Origin of the sequence: Pseudoalteromonas sp. SCSIO_11900 (genome assembly GCF_000576475.1) — a bacterium.
Classification (GTDB): Bacteria; Pseudomonadota; Gammaproteobacteria; order Enterobacterales; family Alteromonadaceae; genus Pseudoalteromonas; species Pseudoalteromonas tetraodonis.
In genome coordinates this window covers 224,574-245,091 of sequence record NZ_KK070023.1, presented here as the reverse complement: position 1 = coordinate 245,091, position 20,518 = coordinate 224,574, and the positions used below count along the sequence as shown (strand labels likewise).

17 protein-coding genes and 1 tRNA gene are annotated in these 20,518 nt (G+C 39.8%); 14 read left to right on the top strand and 4 right to left on the bottom strand.

The annotated features are described in order from the left end of the window. The first annotated feature begins 25 nt into the window (after positions 1–25). The 6 genes from rplI (at position 26) to alr (ending at position 5,242) form a co-directional block, all read left to right on the top strand. Positions 26–478 (top strand): 50S ribosomal protein L9, encoded by a 453-nt coding sequence (gene rplI / locus BG00_RS01105; protein WP_008110407.1) that lies wholly within the window; start codon positions 26–28, stop codon positions 476–478. A gap of 221 nt (positions 479–699) precedes the next feature. Continuing rightward, complete coding sequence (locus tag BG00_RS01100) at positions 700–1,251, top strand: RNA polymerase sigma factor (protein ID WP_036980059.1); 552 nt, start codon at positions 700–702, stop codon at positions 1,249–1,251. Beyond that, positions 1,244–1,723: a hypothetical protein gene (locus BG00_RS01095; RefSeq protein ID WP_036980058.1), complete on the top strand. Its 480-nt coding sequence runs from the start codon at positions 1,244–1,246 to the stop codon at positions 1,721–1,723. The genes BG00_RS01100 and BG00_RS01095 overlap by 8 nt, the downstream gene beginning before the upstream one ends. Positions 1,724–1,732: 9 nt before the next feature. Continuing rightward, positions 1,733–2,671 carry a DUF4097 family beta strand repeat-containing protein gene (locus tag BG00_RS01090; RefSeq protein WP_036980056.1) on the top strand — a complete coding sequence of 313 codons (939 nt, stop codon included), beginning with the start codon at positions 1,733–1,735 and terminating at the stop codon, positions 2,669–2,671. Positions 2,672–2,783: 112 nt separating this feature from the next. After that, positions 2,784–4,163: a replicative DNA helicase gene (gene dnaB, locus BG00_RS01085; RefSeq protein ID WP_016900130.1), complete on the top strand. Its 1,380-nt coding sequence runs from the start codon at positions 2,784–2,786 to the stop codon at positions 4,161–4,163. Next, positions 4,163–5,242, top strand: a complete 1,080-nt coding sequence (gene alr, locus BG00_RS01080; protein WP_036980054.1) for an alanine racemase — start codon at positions 4,163–4,165, stop codon at positions 5,240–5,242. The genes dnaB and alr overlap by 1 nt, the downstream gene beginning before the upstream one ends. Positions 5,243–5,312: 70 nt before the next feature. Here the strand turns inward: alr and BG00_RS01075 are convergent, their stop codons facing one another. Beyond that, a complete protein-coding gene (locus BG00_RS01075) occupies positions 5,313–5,552 on the bottom strand; it encodes a DUF2960 domain-containing protein (protein ID WP_004588463.1) in 240 nt (79 codons plus the stop codon). A gap of 100 nt (positions 5,553–5,652) precedes the next feature. Between BG00_RS01075 and BG00_RS01070 the strand changes: the two genes are divergently transcribed. The 3 genes from BG00_RS01070 to BG00_RS01060 are packed head-to-tail and all read left to right on the top strand — an operon-like array spanning position 5,653 to position 7,365. Beyond that, the gene (locus tag BG00_RS01070) at positions 5,653–5,904 is read left to right on the top strand and encodes a hypothetical protein (protein ID WP_008110382.1); all 252 of its coding nucleotides are present in this window, start codon (positions 5,653–5,655) and stop codon (positions 5,902–5,904) included. Between the two features lie 30 nt (positions 5,905–5,934). Further along, positions 5,935–6,558, top strand: a complete 624-nt coding sequence (gene pnuC / locus BG00_RS01065; protein WP_036983308.1) for a nicotinamide riboside transporter PnuC — start codon at positions 5,935–5,937, stop codon at positions 6,556–6,558. Positions 6,559–6,561: 3 nt separating this feature from the next. Next, positions 6,562–7,365, top strand: coding sequence for a phosphotransferase family protein (locus tag BG00_RS01060; RefSeq protein ID WP_036980052.1), 804 nt, complete (start codon positions 6,562–6,564; stop codon positions 7,363–7,365). Here BG00_RS01060 and BG00_RS01055 read toward each other — a convergent pair. Next, on the bottom strand, positions 7,362–7,544 hold the full coding sequence (locus BG00_RS01055) for a hypothetical protein (RefSeq protein ID WP_036980049.1): 183 nt from the start codon (positions 7,542–7,544) through the stop codon (positions 7,362–7,364). The genes BG00_RS01060 and BG00_RS01055 overlap by 4 nt on opposite strands. A 236-nt stretch (positions 7,545–7,780) precedes the next feature. On the opposite strand from BG00_RS01055, the gene BG00_RS01050 reads away from it, so the two are divergent. Continuing rightward, a tRNA-Arg gene (locus BG00_RS01050) sits at positions 7,781–7,855 on the top strand. Positions 7,856–8,255: 400 nt separating this feature from the next. Continuing rightward, positions 8,256–11,030, top strand: coding sequence for a collagenase (locus BG00_RS01045; RefSeq protein ID WP_036980046.1), 2,775 nt, complete (start codon positions 8,256–8,258; stop codon positions 11,028–11,030). 384 nt (positions 11,031–11,414) lie between these two features. Here BG00_RS01045 and BG00_RS01040 read toward each other — a convergent pair whose 3' ends face one another. Next, positions 11,415–13,895, bottom strand: coding sequence for a hypothetical protein (locus tag BG00_RS01040; RefSeq protein ID WP_036980044.1), 2,481 nt, complete (start codon positions 13,893–13,895; stop codon positions 11,415–11,417). A gap of 65 nt (positions 13,896–13,960) precedes the next feature. Between BG00_RS01040 and BG00_RS01035 the strand changes: the two genes are divergently transcribed. From BG00_RS01035 to BG00_RS01025, 3 genes are all read left to right on the top strand, one after another. Further along, positions 13,961–15,709 carry an MFS transporter gene (locus BG00_RS01035; RefSeq protein WP_036980041.1) on the top strand — a complete coding sequence of 583 codons (1,749 nt, stop codon included), beginning with the start codon at positions 13,961–13,963 and terminating at the stop codon, positions 15,707–15,709. 4 nt (positions 15,710–15,713) lie between these two features. Then, on the top strand, positions 15,714–18,083 hold the full coding sequence (ygjK, locus tag BG00_RS01030) for an alpha-glucosidase (RefSeq protein ID WP_036980038.1): 2,370 nt from the start codon (positions 15,714–15,716) through the stop codon (positions 18,081–18,083). Positions 18,084–18,252: 169 nt separating this feature from the next. Beyond that, entirely contained in the window at positions 18,253–19,221 is a 969-nt protein-coding gene (locus BG00_RS01025) for a dihydrodipicolinate synthase family protein (RefSeq protein ID WP_036980036.1), read from the top strand. Positions 19,222–19,296: 75 nt separating this feature from the next. Here the strand turns inward: BG00_RS01025 and BG00_RS01020 are convergent, their stop codons facing one another. Then, positions 19,297–20,511, bottom strand: a complete 1,215-nt coding sequence (locus tag BG00_RS01020) for a M24 family metallopeptidase (protein WP_036980034.1) — start codon at positions 20,509–20,511, stop codon at positions 19,297–19,299. Positions 20,512–20,518 lie beyond the last annotated feature (7 nt).

Sequence of the window (20,518 nt, the reverse complement as noted above, 5' to 3'; positions counted from 1 at the left end):
ACACGTTTTTAAAAGGTGTAGAAACATGCAAGTTATTCTACTAGATAAGATCGCTAACCTAGGTGGCCTAGGTGACCAGGTTGTTGTTAAATCTGGCTTCGCACGTAACTTCCTTTTCCCACAAGGTAAGGCAGTTCCTGCAACTAAAGCAAACATTGAAACGTTTGACGCACGTCGCGCAGAACTAGAAGCAAAAATCGCTGAACAGTTAACTGCAGCACAAGCACGCGCTGACAAACTTGAAGCATTAGCAGAAGTTACATTAGTATCTAAAGCTGGTGACGAAGGTAAATTATTCGGTTCAATCGGTACTCGTGACATCGCTGACGCTATCTCAGCTGTTGGTGTTGAAGTTGCTAAATCAGAAGTTCGTTTACCTCTAGGTACTATCCGTGAGACTGGCGAATTTGACGTTGCAATCGCAGTACACTCAGACGTAACAGCTACTATTAAAGTAATCGTTATTGCTGAAGCTTAATTTTTAAAATTAAGTTAAAAAAAACCGTGCTTTGCACGGTTTTTTTGTATCTAAAATTTGTAATTCAAAACAATAAATTGTTTGCTGTGGATTAAATCAAACACTTTTCTAAGTTAAACCTTTATTTTCAAAAAAATTTATTTCATTTAAACCTTTCTATTTCTCCTCGCGTCTAATAAGTTAAATTGCAATTACATAATTATAAACAGGAAAAATTTGCGATGTTAATGGACGCTAATCAGCCAATAACTGATCAAGTGCAGCAAATGCTTATTGATCAAGTTAAAAACGGCGACCAGTTAGCCTATAAAGCGCTCTATGACATGCATAAAGCAAAAGTTTATGGCTTATGCCTGAGACTAATAGCCGATGAGGGGCATGCGCAAGATGCAACTCAAGAAGTATTTGTACAGGTATGGCACAAAATAGCGCAATTTGATGGGCGTTCGCAATTTTCTACCTGGCTTTACAGTGTCACCAGTAATATTGCTATTAGCTATGTGCGTAAGCAAAAACATTGGTTTAATAAAGTTATTAGCTTTGAACAAAGCGGTATGGATGAGCAATCTGCAAATGACTGCAATGGCTTAAATGGCTTAGATAAATTAATCGTTAGGCTGCCTGAGCGTGCAAGAATGGTATTTGTACTGTATGCCGTTGAAGGTTATAGGCATGAAGAAATAGCAACCTTGCTAGGCATGGCTGTAGGCTCTAGTAAGGCGCAATATCATCGTGCAAGGCAATTATTAAAACAGTGGTACGAAAATGAGTAAAACAAATTTTGATGACTACTTAAATGAGTCGCTAACACAATTAAATAAAAATATAACACCCGATAAAGAGCTCTGGGATGGGATTGAGCGCGCCATAATGACTAATAAGCAGGCAAGTACAGTTAAGAGTGTAGTTTGGCCGAAGCTAACTGCCATTGCGGCATGTTGTGTGGCTGCTTTGGTTAGCACTATGGTGTTTTTTACATCTCCAGAGACAAATACCGCTGTGGCGATGAGTGATTTTTTTACTAAGCAAAAACAAAGTTTACTTGTTCAATACCAAAGCCAAGCGGCATTAACAGATAACTGGCAAGTGCAGCTAAAAGAACTTGAAGATGCTGAGCAGGCTATAAAGCAAACACTTGAAAATGAACCACAAAATAAGGCGCTACTGTCCATGTTAGCGCAAGTATATCAACAACAACTCGACTTAATTAACAAGGTGCATGCACCGCGTTGGCAACAAATCTAGGAGAAATAAATGAAAGCAATAATACTTGGAATAGCTTTATTACCAATGGCTGTATTTGCCGGTGAAAAAATAGAACAACAAATTGAAGTACCAAACGGTGGCGTTATTCATATAGAAAATCAGCGCGGCAATGTAAATATTATGGGCTGGGAGAAAAATCAATTTAAAGTGAGCGGCGAGCTTGACGATAAAGCACAAGGCTACACTCTTAAAACACAGGGTAATAAAACTCAGTTTATTGTAAAAATGCCTGATCTTTCAAATTGGGATAATAACAATAATGGCTCAACGCTAACTATTTTCATGCCTCAAAGCAGTGCGCTGGAGTATGTTGGGGTTAACGCTTCGGTAACTGCAAAAGAGTTAAAAAGAGGCACTGAAATTGATGTAGTCAATGGCGCCATTACAGTAAATGATCTTAACGGCGATATTAAGCTTACTAGTGTTAACGGTGACATCAACGCAAAAAACCTCAGTGGTAAAGTGCAATTTGAAACTGTAAATGGCGCAATTGATGATCAGCAATCAAACGGAGAAGTTCGTTTTAATGCGGTTAATGGGAATATAAAATCAAACTCGACTGCTAATGATATTCGCTTAGAAAACGTAAACGGTGATATCAATCTTACCTTCGATGCAATCAAAGAGTTACAAATAAGCACTGTAAATGGCGAAGTTGAAGTGCGTATTAATCGCCTTTTAAGTGATGCTGATGTAAGTTTTGAATCTGTAAGTGGCAATGCTGAGTTTTACTTTCCAGCTGATTTATCGGCACAATTTGAAGTGCAAGCCCATGCCGGCGGTAAAATTGACAACCAGCTAACGAGCGACCAAGTGCAAAAAGCCAAGTATGGCCCAGCTAGTGGAATTAAGTTTAATGCTAATGGCACCGATGCCAGTGTAGAAATGAATACCATAAGTGGGACGATTGGACTTAAGCGCCAATAATCATCCATTTTATTTTAAGTTACAAAAAGCAGGAAAGATTTCCTGCTTTGCTATTTGCACAGCCCTGCCAAGTCGATAGAATAGAGCCATTCAATTTTAGTACTGTGAAGTTATGGCCAAACCAGATAAGCAAGTCGACACTCTTAAAGTTCCTCCCCATTCAATAGAAGCTGAACAATCTGTTTTAGGTGGTTTAATGCTTGATAATCAAGCATTTGATCGCGTAGCTGAACTTGTTGTGTCACAGGACTTTTATACCCGTACCCATAAGCTTATTTTTGAGGCAATGACAGCACTGGCTGAAATTGGTGATCCGATTGATTTAATTACTATTTCTGAAAGTTTAGAAAAAAATAATCAGCTTTCAGGGATTGGCGGCTTTGCGTATTTAGCCGAAATAGCTAAAAACACCCCAAGTGCTGCTAATATTGATGCTTACGCTAGCATTGTACGCGAGCGTGCAGTTGTGCGTGAAATGATTGGTGTTGCCAATGAAATTGCTGAGGCAGGCTTTAACCCTGAAGGGCGCACAAGTCACGATTTACTCGACTTTGCTGAGAGCAAAGTATTTAAAATTGCTGAGCAACGTACAAAAAGTAGTGATGGCCCGCAAAGCATTCACAACATACTTGAAAAAACCGTTGATAAAATAGAAGAGCTTTATCAGTCACCACAAGATGGTGTTACCGGTGTAAGCACAGGTTATGCTGATTTAGATAAAATGACGACTGGTCTGCAGCCCTCAGATTTAATTATTGTAGCAGCACGTCCATCGATGGGTAAAACTACCTTTGCGATGAACCTTGCTGAGCATGCAGCAATGACCCAAGACAAGCCTGTACTTATCTACTCACTAGAGATGCCCTCTGAACAAATTATGATGAGGATGCTGGCGTCCCTTGGCCGAATTAACCAAACCAAAGTACGTACTGGTCAGCTAGATGACGATGACTGGGCGCGCCTTTCATCAACCATGGGGTTACTCATGGAAAAAGGCAAAATGTATGTTGATGACGCTTCAGGCTTAACACCCACTGATGTACGTTCACGTGCACGTCGTATTGCCCGCGATCATGGTGGGATAAGTATGATCATGGTCGATTACCTACAATTAATGCGCGTACCTAGCTTGTCAGATAATCGTACCTTAGAAATTGCCGAAATTTCACGTTCACTTAAAGCATTAGCAAAAGAATTACAGTGTCCGGTTGTTGCACTATCGCAGCTTAACCGTACCCTAGAGCAACGTGCTGATAAACGCCCAATTAACTCAGATTTGCGTGAGTCGGGCTCTATTGAGCAAGATGCCGATTTAATCATGTTTATTTATCGTGACGAAGTATACAACGAAGACAGTACTGATAAAGGTGTTGCAGAAATTATCATCGGTAAACAGCGTAACGGTCCGATTGGTAAAGTGCGCCTAACCTTCCAAGGTCAATTCTCTCGCTTTGATAATTACGCGGGGCCTGCTGTAGATGATGATTACTAATGCGCTTAGCTATTGCCGAAATTAACTTACAAGCACTTGCTCATAATTTAGCGCAAGTGCGACAGTTTGCGCCTAACAGTAAAGTAATGGCGGTATTAAAAGCCAATGCTTATGGTCATGGTTTAGTAAAAATAGCGCAGCACCTTAATGATGCCGACGCATTTGCAGTGGCACGAATAGATGAAGCGCTCGCACTGCGAGCTGGCGGGCTGACCAAGCCTATTGTGTTGCTGGAAGGTTTTTTCCATCAAGATGAGTTGCCGATTTTATTAGCCAATAACTTTCAAACCATAATCCATGATGAAAACCAGCTCAGAGCACTTGAAAATGCAAAGCTCGATGCACCAATCAGTTGCTGGTTAAAAATCAATACGGGTATGCATCGTTTAGGGGTTGCACCAACGCAATTGAATGATTTTTATCAGCGCTTGCAAGCGACTAATAACGCTAAAGATGCAATCAATTTAATGACGCACTTTTCCAGTGCCGATGATGTTAATGATCCCAAAACAGCAGAGCAAATTGCTTTGTTTGATTCATTAGTGCAAGGCAAACAACAAGCACATTGTTTAGCAAATTCGGCCGGTATTATTGCTTGGCCTGCCGGTCATGGCGAGTGGGTGCGTCCAGGCTTGATGATGTATGGTGTATCACCAATGCTTAACACTTCTGGAAAAGATCATCAGCTTAAGCCGGTGATGCGCTTAACCACTAAGGTTATTGCAATTCGCGATGTTGATGCTGCGCAAGGTGTTGGTTATGGTGGTAGATGGCAAAGTGCTCAGCCGACTAAGCTTGCAGTTGTTGCTATGGGCTATGGTGATGGCTATCCGCGTCATGCTAAACATGGTACCCCTGTAGTGATTGCTGGCAAACGTTATGGTATTGCTGGCAACATCTCTATGGATATGATCAGTGTTGATATTGGTGAAAATGCTGATAGCATCAAAGTAGGCGATGAGGTGGTGATGTGGGGCCCCGAGTTACCGGTAGAAGAAATTGCACAATGTGCTGATACTATATCTTACGAGTTATTGTGTAATATTACACCGCGCGTAAGTTATGAGTACCAGCGCTAATATTTATTTTAAAAATACCCATTAAGTTTACATTGCTAGAATGATCGTGATGCTCACTTAATCGGTATCGTTACTCTTTTATAAAGTAAATATCGCTAAAGCCCATGCGAGCAAATTCTTGATCACGAAAGTTACGCACAGCCGATGACCCTTTAGAGGTCATTTCAATTTGGCGTACCATGTTTAAGTAGTTAGTTAAATCGATACCTTCGGCAGCCGCAATAGCCTGATACATATCGTGGTATTTATCTTTGGCGAAGTTAATTTCGCGCGGTTGATTTTTAAAAGTGTAGGTAATTCTGCGTGCCATAATGAGCTCATTTAAATTGAGTGTTAGTGTAATTTTACACTGTATTTAAGTTGCGTTGAATGATTAGTTGAAATCAAATAATTAAAAAGGTGAGTTTGAAATGAAATTATCAGTAGAGATCAGTAAATACCCGCTCCACCAAGATTACATTCCTTTTATTAAAGGCTTTATCGACAGAGTTAATGCTTACGAAGAACTCAAAGTGATCACGAATACGATGTCAACCCAAATATTTGGTGATTATGATCTAGTTATGCAAGTGATCAGCACAGAAATTAAACATTCATATGAGCAATTTGGTAAAGCTATATTTGTGTGTAAATTTATTTCGGGCGATTTATCTCCCGAATAACCTCTTAACAAACACGGTCGTTTTATAATGATGGATTTTGTAACGCAAATACTCAGTGGTTTTACTGCTATGTCGCATTGGGAATATATTGCGGTTGCTTTGTCGATGGCGTATTTATTACTGGCCATTAAAGAGAACTTATGGTGCTGGCCTGCGGCTTTTTTTAGTACGCTTATTTATACCATTATGTATTGGAATGGCGCGCTGCTAATGGAGTCGTTACTAAACTTTTATTATATGTATATGGCGGTGTTTGGTTGGGTCGTGTGGCGCAAAGGCAAGACTAATCAAGCGCAGCGACTAATTACATCCTGGCCGGTAAACCGACATATTATTTTAATTGTACTCACTACATTAGTGTCATTAGCAATTGGCTATGTAATGCAAAACTATACGCATGCAGATTTTGCCTATCTTGATAGTTTCACAACTTGCTTTGCTGTGGTTACTACGTATCTGGTAGCTAAAAAAGTACTAGAAAATTGGCTCTATTGGATAGTCATTGATGCGGCCTCTATGTATTTGTACTATGAAAAAGGCTATTACCCAACCCTTGTTTTATTTGTATTTTATACCGTTATGGCAGCATGGGGGTTTAAAACGTGGTACGAAGAATACGAGCAAAGCCAAGCCAAGCCCATGGCGCAACTTTAATCTATGAATCAGCATTCTCAGTTAGTTAATATTTGTAGCGCGTTTTTAGTACCGAGCACAATAACCGCAACAGAGTATTTGGTTAACGGTCTAAGCAACGATAACTTTTTGATCCGTACTGACAGCCAAGCTTATTTATTAAAGTGTTATAAATCGTATTGGCCACAAGTAGGGTTACATGCTCAGTATGAGCTCAGTAAACAACAAGTTTGCTCTGCCCCCATATGGCTCGATAAGCAAAATAAGCGCGCAGCTTTTAACTATATAGAGGGAGAGGTTGCAGAGTCTTATTTGGCGATGCCGCTACTGACTAAACTTGTTAAGCTTCATGCGTATACAACTAATAATGAGGCAATGAATATAGCTTTGGAATTGCAAGCCTATCAGCATTTATTAGTGTTTAAACAGTATGAAAAGCTCATAAACAAGACATTAAAAAGCATAGCCAACATGCCCGTAGATAGCGGCTTTTGCCATAACGACTTAGTCAAAGAAAATATCGTGGTAAACCCGAAAGGTGTTTATTTAATCGATTTTGAGTATGCTCAAACAAATGATGTGTATTTTGATCTTGCTGCGTTAGCGGTTAGTTTTAAATTAGATGCTTCAGGCAAGCAGGCTCTGCTTAACAATTACAAAACGCACACCCTATCAGAACAATTTTATTTATCTATGCACAAACTCAATTGCTATCAGTTAGTTTATTTACTGTTATGTATAGGTTGGTATGAGCAACGCGCTATAAACAATCAGGTTGTTGTATTGCGCGCGCAACTGGATGAGCTTATTGCTTTAATGGAGGGTTAAAGTCCGCCAAAGCGTTCCGCAAGCTCTTTGTATTTTGCTACTTCATCAGCGTCAAATTGCTTTTCGCCGTTATCATCTTCTGATTTAGCGATTAATAGGCTTTCTCGAGCAAGGCGTTTAACTCGCTCGACTTTAACTCCTAAAAACTCAGCAACTTGTTCTGTTGACATTATCTTCATAATTACTTCCTCGTATTTAATCTTTCCGTCCAGTGACAATAATAGATAATATGTGTCTAAAGCGTTACTGTTTTTTATAGGATATAAATAAATAGCGCTTTTTTTACCTTTTGTTAAGTGATTAGCTCAAATTATAGACATGTAAACGAATCATGCTGGTATTTATACAAAGATGCCTTTATTATTGCGCATGCTAAAGCATTGATATCGCGAGTTGATGTGGAGGCAACAAATGTGCTCTCGTGGTGAAATGGATATCACGTGGCCCTCCGGAGGCTAAGTTGTAGGTTCGATCCCTACCGAGAGCGCCATTTGGTCCCTTTCCTTTTCTAGATAGTAAATACTAATATCTAAACAAATGATGACCTGAGTGTGGCCAACTTAAAACTATTTTAATTTTAAGAGCTGACAATTTCGTTACTTTTGCGTAATAAAAGTTTATCTTAAATTTAGAGTGTATTTACATTTACGCATATCTACAGCTTTGTCCTTTCTAGCCATACTTCTCATCCTAAATATTTAATGACTTTGTTTTCTTAGTTGAAATATAGATTAACTTCAGACCTTATTTCTTTCGTCAAACCATCAACAGGAGCTACTTACACTGTTATTTAAATATAAAATATATTGTATACAATGATAATTTAATGTTACAAAAGTATTTCTCTTTTCGAGTTGGATTGAGAAAACAATAATTATCAAAGGTAAATTATGAAAATTAAAACATTAATTCTGGCGCTACCTATACTTGGAGCAAGCTCTTTAGCTCAATCAGCTAACCTGCAAGAGCGCTTGTTTACACCAAAAAATGCAGAAGTTGAGCGCACACATTATCACGGTGTAGATCACCAAAATAATGAAAAAGCCCCTATAGCTGAGTTGCAAAAGCAGCCACAACAACTTAATCAATTTATGATGCGCAGCCAAGCCGCCGTTGTCAGTTGTGATTTAGCTGCGATGGCAAGTGCAAGCACTAGTACAATTATCACTGAACTTAAAAGCCAAGGTACTAGTTGTATTAATGAACTATTTAGTGCGCCATCCTCTATTCAGAGTCAAGTTTACAGTTCAGATAACATGTATGCCGTTGCAAATCATGCTAAGTCACTCTCACAGACTTATGCTGGAGGTGGAGATGTTGACTTAGAAGCGCTGTTTTTATATTTGCGTGCGGGTTTTTATGTTGAGTTTTACAACGGTGACGTGAATTTTAGTTCTTGGGTACAGCCTGCAGTAGTTGATGCTATAGATGCATTTGTAAACAATAGCCACTTTTATGATGATAATGATGGACACGGTAAAACACTTGCTGAAGTTATCATAACTATGGATAGTGCTGAGCAGCAGCATCGTTACTTAAACGTGGTAAAGCAGTGGTTAACGCGCTTCAATGAGAGTTATGCTGCAAAATGGAATATGCGTAGTGCTGTTAATGGTATTTTCACGCTACTTTATCGTGGCCAGTGGAATGATGCATTTGTAACCGCTATCGGCACTGATACTGACTTAGTTGCTAAGCTAAGCGCATTTACTCAAAAGCAGTGGATGATAGACTCAGATGCACAATACTTAATTGTTAACGCTGCCAGTGAACTAGCTCGTTTAAAACAATATTCAGGCACGCCAATACAAGCAAGTGTTGATACTGGTTTGAAAGCTATTTTTAGCACCTATAACAGTTTTGGTTATGGTGATGCAGTATGGCTTGCAGCAGCTGATTCTGTAAGTTATTACGCAGATTGTAATGACTACGGTATTTGTGGCTTTGTTGATGAACTAACTCAACAAGTGTTGTCACAAAATTATAGCTGTAGTAGTACTATAAAAATTCGCTCGCAAAATATGACGGCTATTCAACATGCAGCAGCATGTGATGCTATGGGCGCTGAAGAAGGGCTTTTTCATAATAAGCTAGCCACAAATAACACCCCTGTAGCTGATGACAACAATAACTTTTTACAAGTAAATATTTTTGACAGTAGTGACGATTATAGCAAGTACGCAGGTGCTATCTTTGGTATAGATACTAACAATGGCGGTATGTATTTAGAAGGTGCCCCATCTGTAGTTGGTAACCAAGCTAATTTCGTAGCATATGAAGCAAGTTATGCCAATGCAGAGCACTATGTATGGAACTTAGAGCACGAGTATGTTCACTATTTAGATGGCCGTTTCGACTTATATGGTGACTTTAACGCACCCACAGAAGATATTGTCTGGTGGTCAGAGGGGGTTGCAGAGTATGTTGCTAATTTAAATAACAACGATGCTGCAAAAGCCACTATTAGTGATGGCTCGCGCTATACACTAGCGCAAATTTTTGACACCACCTATGATGGATTTGATCAAGATCGAATTTATCGCTGGGGTTACTTAGCTGTTCGCTTTATGTTTGAACGTCACAACAACGAACTTGATGCCATGTTGGCTCATACCCGCACTGGTAATTGGAGTGCCTATAAATCAAAAACTGTAGAGTGGGCCAATAACTATGAGAATGAATTTGTACAGTGGTGCGATGACTTAGTGGCAGGTACGAGCACTAATACCCCACCAATAGCACAAATTAATGGCCCATATTCTGGCATGCAAAATAACAATATTAGCTTCACGAGTAATGGTAGTAATGATAGCGATGGTAGTATCGCCAGTTATCAATGGAACTTTGGCGATGGTAGCAGTTCAAATCTGGCCAATCCTACTCATAGTTACACAAGTGCAGGAGAATACACCATAACATTAACTGTGGTTGATAATGAAGGTGCAAGCCAAACTGTCACTACAGTAGCAACTATCGAAGCTGACAGTAGTGTTGATGATGGTGTGCTATTGAATAGCCAGCCAATTAACATCAGTGGCGCTCAAGATGAATTTTTATATTTCACTTTTGATGTTCCTTCAGGCGCCAGCGACCTTATGTTTAATTTAACTGGTGGTACAGGTGATGCGGATTTATATGTAAGTTTTGAAGCAGCACCGAGTGAAGCTATATATGATTGTCGCCCTTACATTGGTGGTAACGAAGAGTCGTGTGCTATAAACCCTGCACAAGTAGGCCGATACCATGTGATGGTTAGAGGTTATAATGCATTTGATAACGTTCAGTTAACAGCATCATTTACCCAAGTGACTTCTAACGTGCCAGATGTGTGTGCTAGTCAAGGCAGCCGAAGCCGTGGCCGCTTAAATGATGGCGAAGTAATTTGTCTAGGTAATAGCGATCCTATGTGGTTTAGCATTGCAGATGTTCAAGGCCAAAATGGTATTGCGATCACCACCGCTAATGGTAGTGGTGATTTAAGTCTAAGCTACGCTGCAAGTGGTTGGCCAAATGGTAACAACGAAGTGGCTGAGTCAAATAATAGCGGAAATGGAGAGTGTATTTATATTTCAGGCCAGAGTGAATATTGGGGCTACCTAAAAGTAGCTGGTAATAGCACTGGTGCAAGCTTAGTCGTCGACTTTAACAGTCAAGGGTGTCGTTAGTTAATATATAAACTTAAAGCGTGATCTCACGTATTTTATATAATGGAGTCATCAGTTTTCTGGTGGCTCTTTTTTTATAAAGAAACAAATGCAAAGGCTCATTTCTTCAAAGTCAAAACACCCCTTTATCTTTTTTATAAATTGAACTACTTGGATGTAAAGTTGATAAATAAACATTCAATTGTACTTACGTTGCAAAAGTGTCGATAAAGCTGACAACTTCAATATTGATGAGTACATTGAAAGGTAATTAAATTAGGGCATAGGTGGCTGAGTATGAAGAGAAAGGAAGCAACTCAGTTAACGCTGGACTAAATAATGGTTATCTAAAGAGAAGCTTAAAGCCACTTTCTTTCGAAAGTGGCGTTTGTCCTATTGTTAAGCTTAGGACAAAGTTAGCTCTTGAATAAGACGAATAGGCTCACCATCAACATTTAAAATGGCCTTTACAGAAATCTGTTGTGGTTTGTCAGTTTTTGTTACTTTGAAGATGTATGTTTTTTGTTCATAAGGTGCTAAATCAACACTTTTCTGTTGAGATTTTGCGGGAGTGGCTTGCTCGAATGATGTCGAGGTTAGAATAATGTCACCAATTGTATCTCCAGAATAAGGCCCAGATAAATTAAGCTCTACTAACCAATGGTCTTCATGCTCTTTCGATTTTACTATATTTAACTCAACGCCATTAAACGGGGTTACTCGTTTGGAGAGCGAAGTTTGGTGCGTTAACGACTTCCATTTGAGAGTTTGCGCAATAGTAATCTTATCAGCATTTATTTCTGTTGGCAGTGAGATATTATGTGTTCCTAGAGTCAAGTTGCGTTTGAGCTGATGAGTTTTGATTAGCTTATCAGCGCTATCTATGAGTGTTACTTGTGCAGTAATTTCTAAAGGGGAACCAGTTGGATTGACCACTCTTAAAAAAGGCCTTTTTTGGTGATAATAAATATCAGATTTAACCCCGGATAGAGTACTAAAACCAGTATTATTTAATGTGGCTATATATTGATTTTCCAAGAACTCTAGTTCAGAACTGGCTTCATCGTGCAGCTCAATAGAGGGGAGTTTTGCCAAAATATTACTCAATTCAAGATCGCATTGTGGTATAAATCTCTCGTGTTGCTGGCAGGTTTTAAACACTCGGTTTAATAGAGCATAATTTTTAAAAAGCCAAGGGTTTGTAAGCGCATTCTCTGCTGTGACAGACACCAAGCGAGTGGGGGTAGGGTTAAATAAGTACGGGGTGATTTTATGGTTGTTATTTTGACCTAATAAGCTGATCTTTTCGCTGTTAAGTGTTGAAATCATTTGCTTATTCAGGGGAATAGAAAATTGTTGGGTTACTTTTTTACTGTCACTTTGAGCGTGTAAGTTAACGCGTAACTGTGTTTGCTCGAGCGTTAGATTTATTGCAAGTTTCTTATCTGCAATTAATGCACCTTTTATCTCAGGTGTCAGGGCTATTTGCTTTGTTTTAAAGTTATCGTAGTTTTGTGCATTTATAATTAAGTGACTGCCATCTTCAACAACCAGCATCAGCAATTGATCATCACTTGCCTGCTCTTCACCAACAAAAGTACGGCGATATTTTTGGTTTTTTTGGTTACGCTTACCTTGTAATGCTATGCCAATGTTTCCTCGATGTAATTGAGCAGCTTCAAATTCGATTAACGCGGCCACTTGGTTTTTATTTACCACATCAATGAGCGAACTCGGCTTTGGCGCTGGAAAGTCCATGACTGGGTGGTTGGCAGTTGCGGGGGGATTAATATCTAATCGTGATAACGCCGTTGATTGAGTATTACGTAGCCAGTAAGCGTTACCGTCTTGCTCCCAAGGTCCTGATACAATATGGAAGCTAGGCTGGATATTTTCTACAAAATCAGCAAAACCTTGTTCTATTTCCGACCAATTTTTAAAAGTACTTTTAAGCAGTGAGTTAGCTGTTGAAAGTGTGGCTTCGCTGTGTGGGTTCGCTAGTCTTAGCTCTTCAATAAAGTGAGCAAAGTACTGTGCCCGTTCAGGAGAGCTTAAAAGGTAATGAATTATAAAAAAATTAAGTCCACGTTTTAGTGCAGGATCGTCATTTATTTCTTCAATTGTAGGTTTATTTGCACTGTAATATTGTTTTAAACCGGTTTCAATGTAATTCATTGGGGCGCGATCAAATACCATGACGGTGAGTTGTTTTTGCTTAGGATCATAAACATGGTGAGCAATCGAATCCGCTAAACCTTCGGTGATCCAATTAGGTGCCCACGTTGAATGGCCGTTTAATGCCATATGAAAAGCATGCATGGTTTCGTGAATAACTATATAGCGCTGGTGGTGCTCACGGTGGCTGGGGAAATTATATCCGGCACGGTTATAAAACATGGTTTCACCACCGGCAGTTTTATGTACCCCACGTAAAAAACCATCATCAAGCATGGCTTCTCGAACACGGGATCGACTACTACCATAAACAACGGCAATGCGTTGGCGTTCAATATTAGGGGGAGCCATACCAAATAAAGCAACATAATGTGGATATGCCATTTCAAGTAACTCTAAGTATAGCGTGACTTTTTCTTTAGGTAGATCACTTTTTAGCGCAAAGTGCTTACTTACCCACCAGTTGTAGCCCCGACTATTTCCTATTTTGCCATCGCTATATGTATATGGAATTTTTTTTCCTAAAAACTCTATATCGATATTATTGAGTGTGCTGGTATAGCCCTGCACGGTAATGTTTGCTTGCATTTTACTTGAGCTGCTTTTTATATTGCCAATACTAGGCTTATTATTATTCGCACTAGAATTAGGCGTGGGCTGACAGGCCGTGAGTAGTAAAGTTAATAATGTGAGAGATATAATTTTTGTCATTTTATTTGCTTTAAGTGTATATTGTATGCAATATAAAATACTGTGTTTAATTGAAAAAGTAAACTATGAATAATAACCAACAATTACAATCAGCAGCACAGCAGGGAATCGATAAAAATAAACAAACTTGGCGTAGCTTTGGGTTAGGTTTCTATTTGGCTAATACCATGGAAATTTTTGAGCGTTTAGCCTGGTATGGTTTCTTTGCTGTATCATCGGTGTATATGACCACACCCGTTGAACAAGGGGGGGTCGGATTTAGTGATGCAGAGCGAGGTGCAGTACAGGGGATAATTCCGTTTTTTTTATATTTATTACCTGTGATCACTGGGGCTTTTGCCGATCGCTATGGCTATAAAAAAATGTTTACATGCTCATTTATTGTGATGGCGCCGAGTTATTACTTTTTGGGTCAAGTGACAGACTTTAATTCGTTCTTTATGATTTTAATGTTAGTCGCTTTTGGTGCATCCTGCTTTAAGCCTGTGGTAGTTGGCACTATAAGTCAAAACACTAACGACAGTAACCGGGGTTTAGGCTTTGGTATTTTTTACACTATGGTTAATTTGGGGGGCTTCATAGGCCCGTTAGTGGCTGGGTATTTACGGACTATTAGTTGGGATGCGGTATTTATTATGTCGGCATCTTGGATAGTTGTTAATTTTATTCCATTGCTCTTTTACCGTGAGTCAAGCAGCAAACTACGTAGCAGCATAGGGGCGGCAGCGGTTTTACAGCAAGCTCAACATGTTTTGGGTAACAGCCGTTTCGCATTATTACTGTTTACCAGTGTAATTATTTTAATGACGGGGGGAGTTAGCTGGTTAACATATACTCAAGCTTTTTCGCTAATTACGATTTGGTTAGCTGCGAACTGGTTATGGGATAAGTGCGTAAGCGTGCAAAAAGCGTCTAAATGGTATCTACAACCGGTGAGGGTTAGCAATCGTAGTTTTGCACTATATTTAGCAATATTAACGGGGTTTTGGACGGTATATAACCAACTTTTTTATACTCTACCTCTGTTTATACGTGACTATATTGATACTCAAGATTTAGTTGCACTCTTGAGTTACTTTGGTCAATCAGCAGTGGATTTTTTTGCTTATGTTGATATTCAAGCTTTAAGTAACAAACTGCAAACACTGGCTGCTACTCAAAGTCTAACACCAGTCAAAGAGATAAATTTAGAGGCAGTGCGTCTAGAGTTAGTCCACTTAAAAGTCAATGTTCCTGTTGCTGAAATAGCGTTATTTTTTAAACAAGCTAGTGCTTCTAACTTTTCAGCTGAGCAAAGTATGCAAGTGGCGCAGCAGTGGCTTAAATACCGACAGGTAAACCCTGAATACCTGATTAATTTAGATTTTGCAGCTATTGTTCTGTTACAAATAATAGTAAGTGTTAAATGTCAGCATTTTAAAGTTATATCTGTCTTAATAAGCGGTTTACTTGTCACAGCAGGTGCTTTTTTAGTGTTGTTATTAATGAGTGCGGGGGTATTACTAAGCCAGTTGGGAGGTTTAGTAGTGGTAACGGTTATATTATTAATTGCTTTTGGTGAAATGCTCACCTCACCAAAAAGCCAAGAGTATGTTGCCAGCATAGCTCCAAAAGGCAGTGCTGCGATGTTTATGGGTTATTACTTTGTGTCTATGGCATTAGGCTTTTTATTTGCTGGATTTTTGTCTGGGTGGAGTTATGGTTACCTAGTCAAAGAGATAAAGTCCCCCGAAATCATGTGGCTATTATTTGCAGGCATTGCACTAGTTACCGGATTTGGTTTTTATTTATTAGCGCGATACAAAAAGGGCTAAATAAATGATTTTTAAAAATCTGTTTATTTTAATCACCGTGCTTTTAATCAGTCATTGTGAGGCTGCTGCTAGTGAGGTGGTTGATTATAAAAACTTAATAGATAGAACCGGAAGCCCATATTATATGCAGGACTTTGAGCAAGGCGGCCACCAACGTTTTAGCCCTCTTTTTGATTTAGGCGCATGGCATGGACATTTGCTACCAACAGATGAAAATGCCGGCGCGTTCACCGGGCCTGCTATTGTTACTGAGGAGTATTTAAATTTTATAGCACCTTATTTGGAAAAGCTGACTGTTTATAAAGGCCAGAAAATTGACGAGGCCAATAAAGTGAAACTAGCAATGCGGGCTTACAGCTTACCCGGCGCGTTAGTACAAGAGCTAAGCGGTGACGGGGTAAACATAATACTTACTTTGCGCTTTGTGACAAATCGCACTTCATTAGTCAAAACACAGATTAAAACCACTGAGCCTGTTACATTACATTTCACAGGAAAGCTTATAAACCATTTACGTGCTAACAATGGCACTGAAAGAGAGGGGCGTTCGCCATTTGTGGTTTATCCGGAATTAAATCCCCAATGGCAAGTCACCAACAATAGTATTGCGATTAGTTTTGGCAAAGTAAGGGCGCATGGACACATACTCACTTCGGGGAGCTCACAGTTATTGCTTAAAAAAACGTTAGCGGTTAGAACACGTCATGACGACCTAAGTTACTCAAGCACAACGCACATAAAAAACAATCGTACATTCTACACAAGCTATTCATATTTATTAAATAATCAAGAAGCGGTACGTGAAAGAGAGATTATTGATGAAATTTTAAAGCAACCCGAACACTATTTATCACGTAGTAAATTACGTTGGCAAGAGTATATAAATAAAGCCACACAGCCAATTAGTAACAAGCAACCAGCTCTACAAAAACTTGCGGTAAAAAGTGTTGAAACGTTAATTGGAAATTGGCGCAGTAAAGCTGGTGCAGTAGGTTTTGATACCGTTAGTCCTGCCGTGACCGGTCGCTGGTTTTCAGGTAATCAAACTTGGCCTTGGGATAGTTACAAGCAGGCATATGCACTGGTAACATTTAATCCAGAGCTTGCAAAACAAAATTTGAATGCTGTGTTTGAGCATCAAATAACGCCAAACGATGCTGTCAGGCCATGGGATGCTGGATTTATACCTGACTTAGTGGCCTATAATTTTAGTGCAAAACGCGGTGGTGACGGCACAAATTGGAATGAGCGTAATACTAAGCCAAGCTTGGCAGCTTGGGCTGTGTGGCAGGTGTTTGAAAATACAGGCGATACTCAGTGGCTCAGACGCATGTATCCTAAACTAGTTGCTTATCGTGAATGGTGGTTACGCAACCGTGATCATAACAAAAACGGTGTGCCTGAGTATGGTGCCACTATTGATAAAGCTCATAATACTCGTGACGGTAAGTTATTGTTTAAAGTAAAAACCTCGGCAGGTTGGCGAACAAAAAGTGGCTTAAAAAACTATAGGACTTACCTAAGCGATGAAGCAACCTTAGAAATTAAAGTTCCGGCTCAAACAGCCGCATCTTGGGAATCTGGTCGTGATGATGCTGCTGTGTTTGGTTTTATAAATAATCAACAGTTAAATCGTTATATAAAAAACGGCGGGATTCGTGGTGACTGGCACGTTGGTTTTGCAGAAAATCGTAATGATACAGGTACATTAGTTGGGTATTCATTATTGCAAGAATCTGTGGATCAAGCCTCTTATATGGCTGCTGATAACCGTTATTTAAGTAAAATAGCGAAGCAGCTTAAGTTACCGCACCAAGCAAGTTATTTTTTAAGGCAAGCCGCTCAGTTAAGGGATTATATCAATCGGTGCATGTTTGATAAAAATACAGGCTTCTACTACGACATTGAAATAGCAGATACCCCCTTAGCGAATGGTTGCGCTGGGAGGACTTTAGTAAAAAGAGGCAAAGGTCCTGAAGGGTGGTCACCGTTGTTTAATCAAGTAGCGAGTATGGAACAGGCCAGTGATGTGGTAAAAACAATGCTTGATAACAATGAGTTTAATACTTACGTTCCGCTTGGCAGTGCTGCGCTGACTAACCCGGCTTTCGGTGCGGATATTTATTGGCGTGGACGTGTATGGCTTGATCAAGCTTACTTTGGGTTAGTAGGTATGAGTCATTACGGTTATTGCAAACAAGCTCAGCAACTAAGTGAAAAGCTATTAAATCATGCCAATGGTTTGCTTTCTAATGCACCAATACGTGAGAACTATAATCCGCTTAATGGTGAGCAACAAGGAGCGCCTAACTTTTCATGGAGCGCAGCACACTTATTACTAATTGCTCAAAAGCAAGGTAAATGGTGCCAATAATTGACACTGTTTAATTCAGTTCACCAGACTAATCACACTATGGCATAAATTAATCACCACTGCTTAAGCTTCACAAATCACAAGAGAACTAACACAAATAGAATATTGTATACAATATTCTATTTGTGTTAGTATTTATAGGAGTTACCTTTAAGCAACAGGAAATATGATGAAAACAACGAACACAGATTGGCGCTTTTCAGTTATGCCGGCCGTATTCACATGGCTAAAAGAGCCTGAATCTGGGGTACTTGAAATTGATTTTGATACAACAAAAAAGTACGCTGCAGAAATTTTAAAAGTACAAGGGAAAGGCGGTAGTAGAATGGGGGGGCTTGTTGGCTCAGGCACATTAGGTGAAAATAGTTATCTAAGTGTTGATCAGCGTCTTTCTTTACTTGAAGCTCTTTCTGATGTTGCAAAAGAATATGGTGTCCCACTGATCAGTGGCGCAGCGGCAGAAACGAAAGAAGAAATAGCTGAAATTGTAAAGCAACTTGCATCTGTTGGCGTAGATACTGTCATGGTTATGCCACCAAAAACCAAAGAAGCACCTAGTGATGAAGATATGTATGCATATTATGCGCTTTGTGCAACAGCAGCTAAAGAGGCTGGCATTACAATTATGCCTTATAACAACCCAGATGCAGCTGGCTACCATGCGCTCTCAACCGAGCTTCTTAAAAAACTTGCTGCGCTTCCTGAAGTAACTGCGTTAAAAATATCGACGTCAGATGTTTCAATCATTGAGACGATAATGCTAGAAAACAAAGATGCAAAAATTTTGGCAGGTGTAGACACTGTCACTGTGCATGCCGGACTAGCAGGAGCATGTGGCGGGATCACAGGTGTAGGTTGTATCTTTCCAAAAGCGAGTGTGACGATGCAGGAGTATGTAAATAAAGGGGAATGGGCTGAGGCTAACAAAATTTCTCAGGCTATGAATTCCATCTCTTACTTGGATGCTCAACCGCTACTTATGGAGTACCTTAAGTGCGCATTTGGAATTCATCATGACGATAAGGATGGTGGACTTCGTACTTTCGGTAATAAATTAACTCAACAGCAAATTGATGACGTTCGTGCAAGATATCTTTTAGCACGAGAGAGGCTTAAAGCTTTGGACTTGTTAGGCTAATTCGTTGTCTAGTTCTTTCAAGTACTAATTAGCTGCACGGTAAGTATTCGCCGTGCAGCAATGAGTATATTTATCTTATAACCCAAATGGGTTTTCGAGGCTATGAGCGGGTTCAGTGAACCACTTTGGACCATTCTCAGTCATATAAAAGTGATCCTCTAAACGCACACCAAATTCACCAGGTACAACGAGCATTGGCTCATTACTAAAGCACATACCAGCGGCTAGAGATGTTTTGTCACCGCCGACCAAATAAGGCCATTCATGGATGTCTAAGCCTATACCATGACCGGTACGGTGTGGGCAGCCAGGTGTTTGATACTCAGGGCCAAGGCCTTGCTCTGCTAAGTAAGAGCGGGCAGCGTTGTCGACACTCTCACAACTTTGACCTATTTGAGCTGCATCAAAAGCGGCCATTTGTGCGGCTTTTTCATAATTCCAAAATTGGCGTTGGCGGTCTGTAGCTTCACCAAATACGTAAGTGCGAGTTATATCTGATAAGTAGTCGTGTACTTTACAGCCAGTATCAATTAAAACCATATCTCCTTTTTTAAGAATTTGTGGCTCTTTGACACCATGAGGAAATGATGTAGCGAGGCCAAACAAAACGATGCAAAAGTAGTTACCAGGCGCGCCAACTTTTTTGTGCGCTTGTTTAATAAATTCTTCTACCTCAGTTGTGCTTATACCCTCATATAGCATGCTAGCTGTGGCCTGATGAACTTTTAAGGTCATATCCATCGCACGCTGTATTAGCATTAGTTCATTGGCTGACTTATGCATGCGGCAATGAGCTGTAACAGGCTGTGCATTAACGAGGTTTAAGCCTGTTTGCGCTTTATTTATGCCATCGAAAATGAAAAACTGCGCGCTTTCGTCAATCCCTACAGTGCCACTCTCAGCAATGCCCATTTCGGTGAGCACTTTGACAAATAATGCATAAGGACTTTCGTGTTCAAGCCAGCCGCGAATTGGGCCTTCTATAACTTTAAAGCCATTGAGAGAGCCAATTTCAAAATCAGGGGCTATATATTGTACTTCGCCCTTCGCGGGTAAAATAGCACCGACCATGCGCTCACTTGCGTACCAGCGCATACCCGTAAAGTAAGTAAGGTTAGTCCCTGCATTTAAGTAAATGGCATCAATATTATTGGCTTGCATATACTCTTGAGCACGGGCAATACGGGCTAGATGCTCATCAGCTTGAATGGGAATTAAATCGCGAGTCATATTGGAAAGACTAGCAAGTGCTTGTTCTTTCGTTTGAGTACTAATACCTTTGGTCATCATTAGGTTC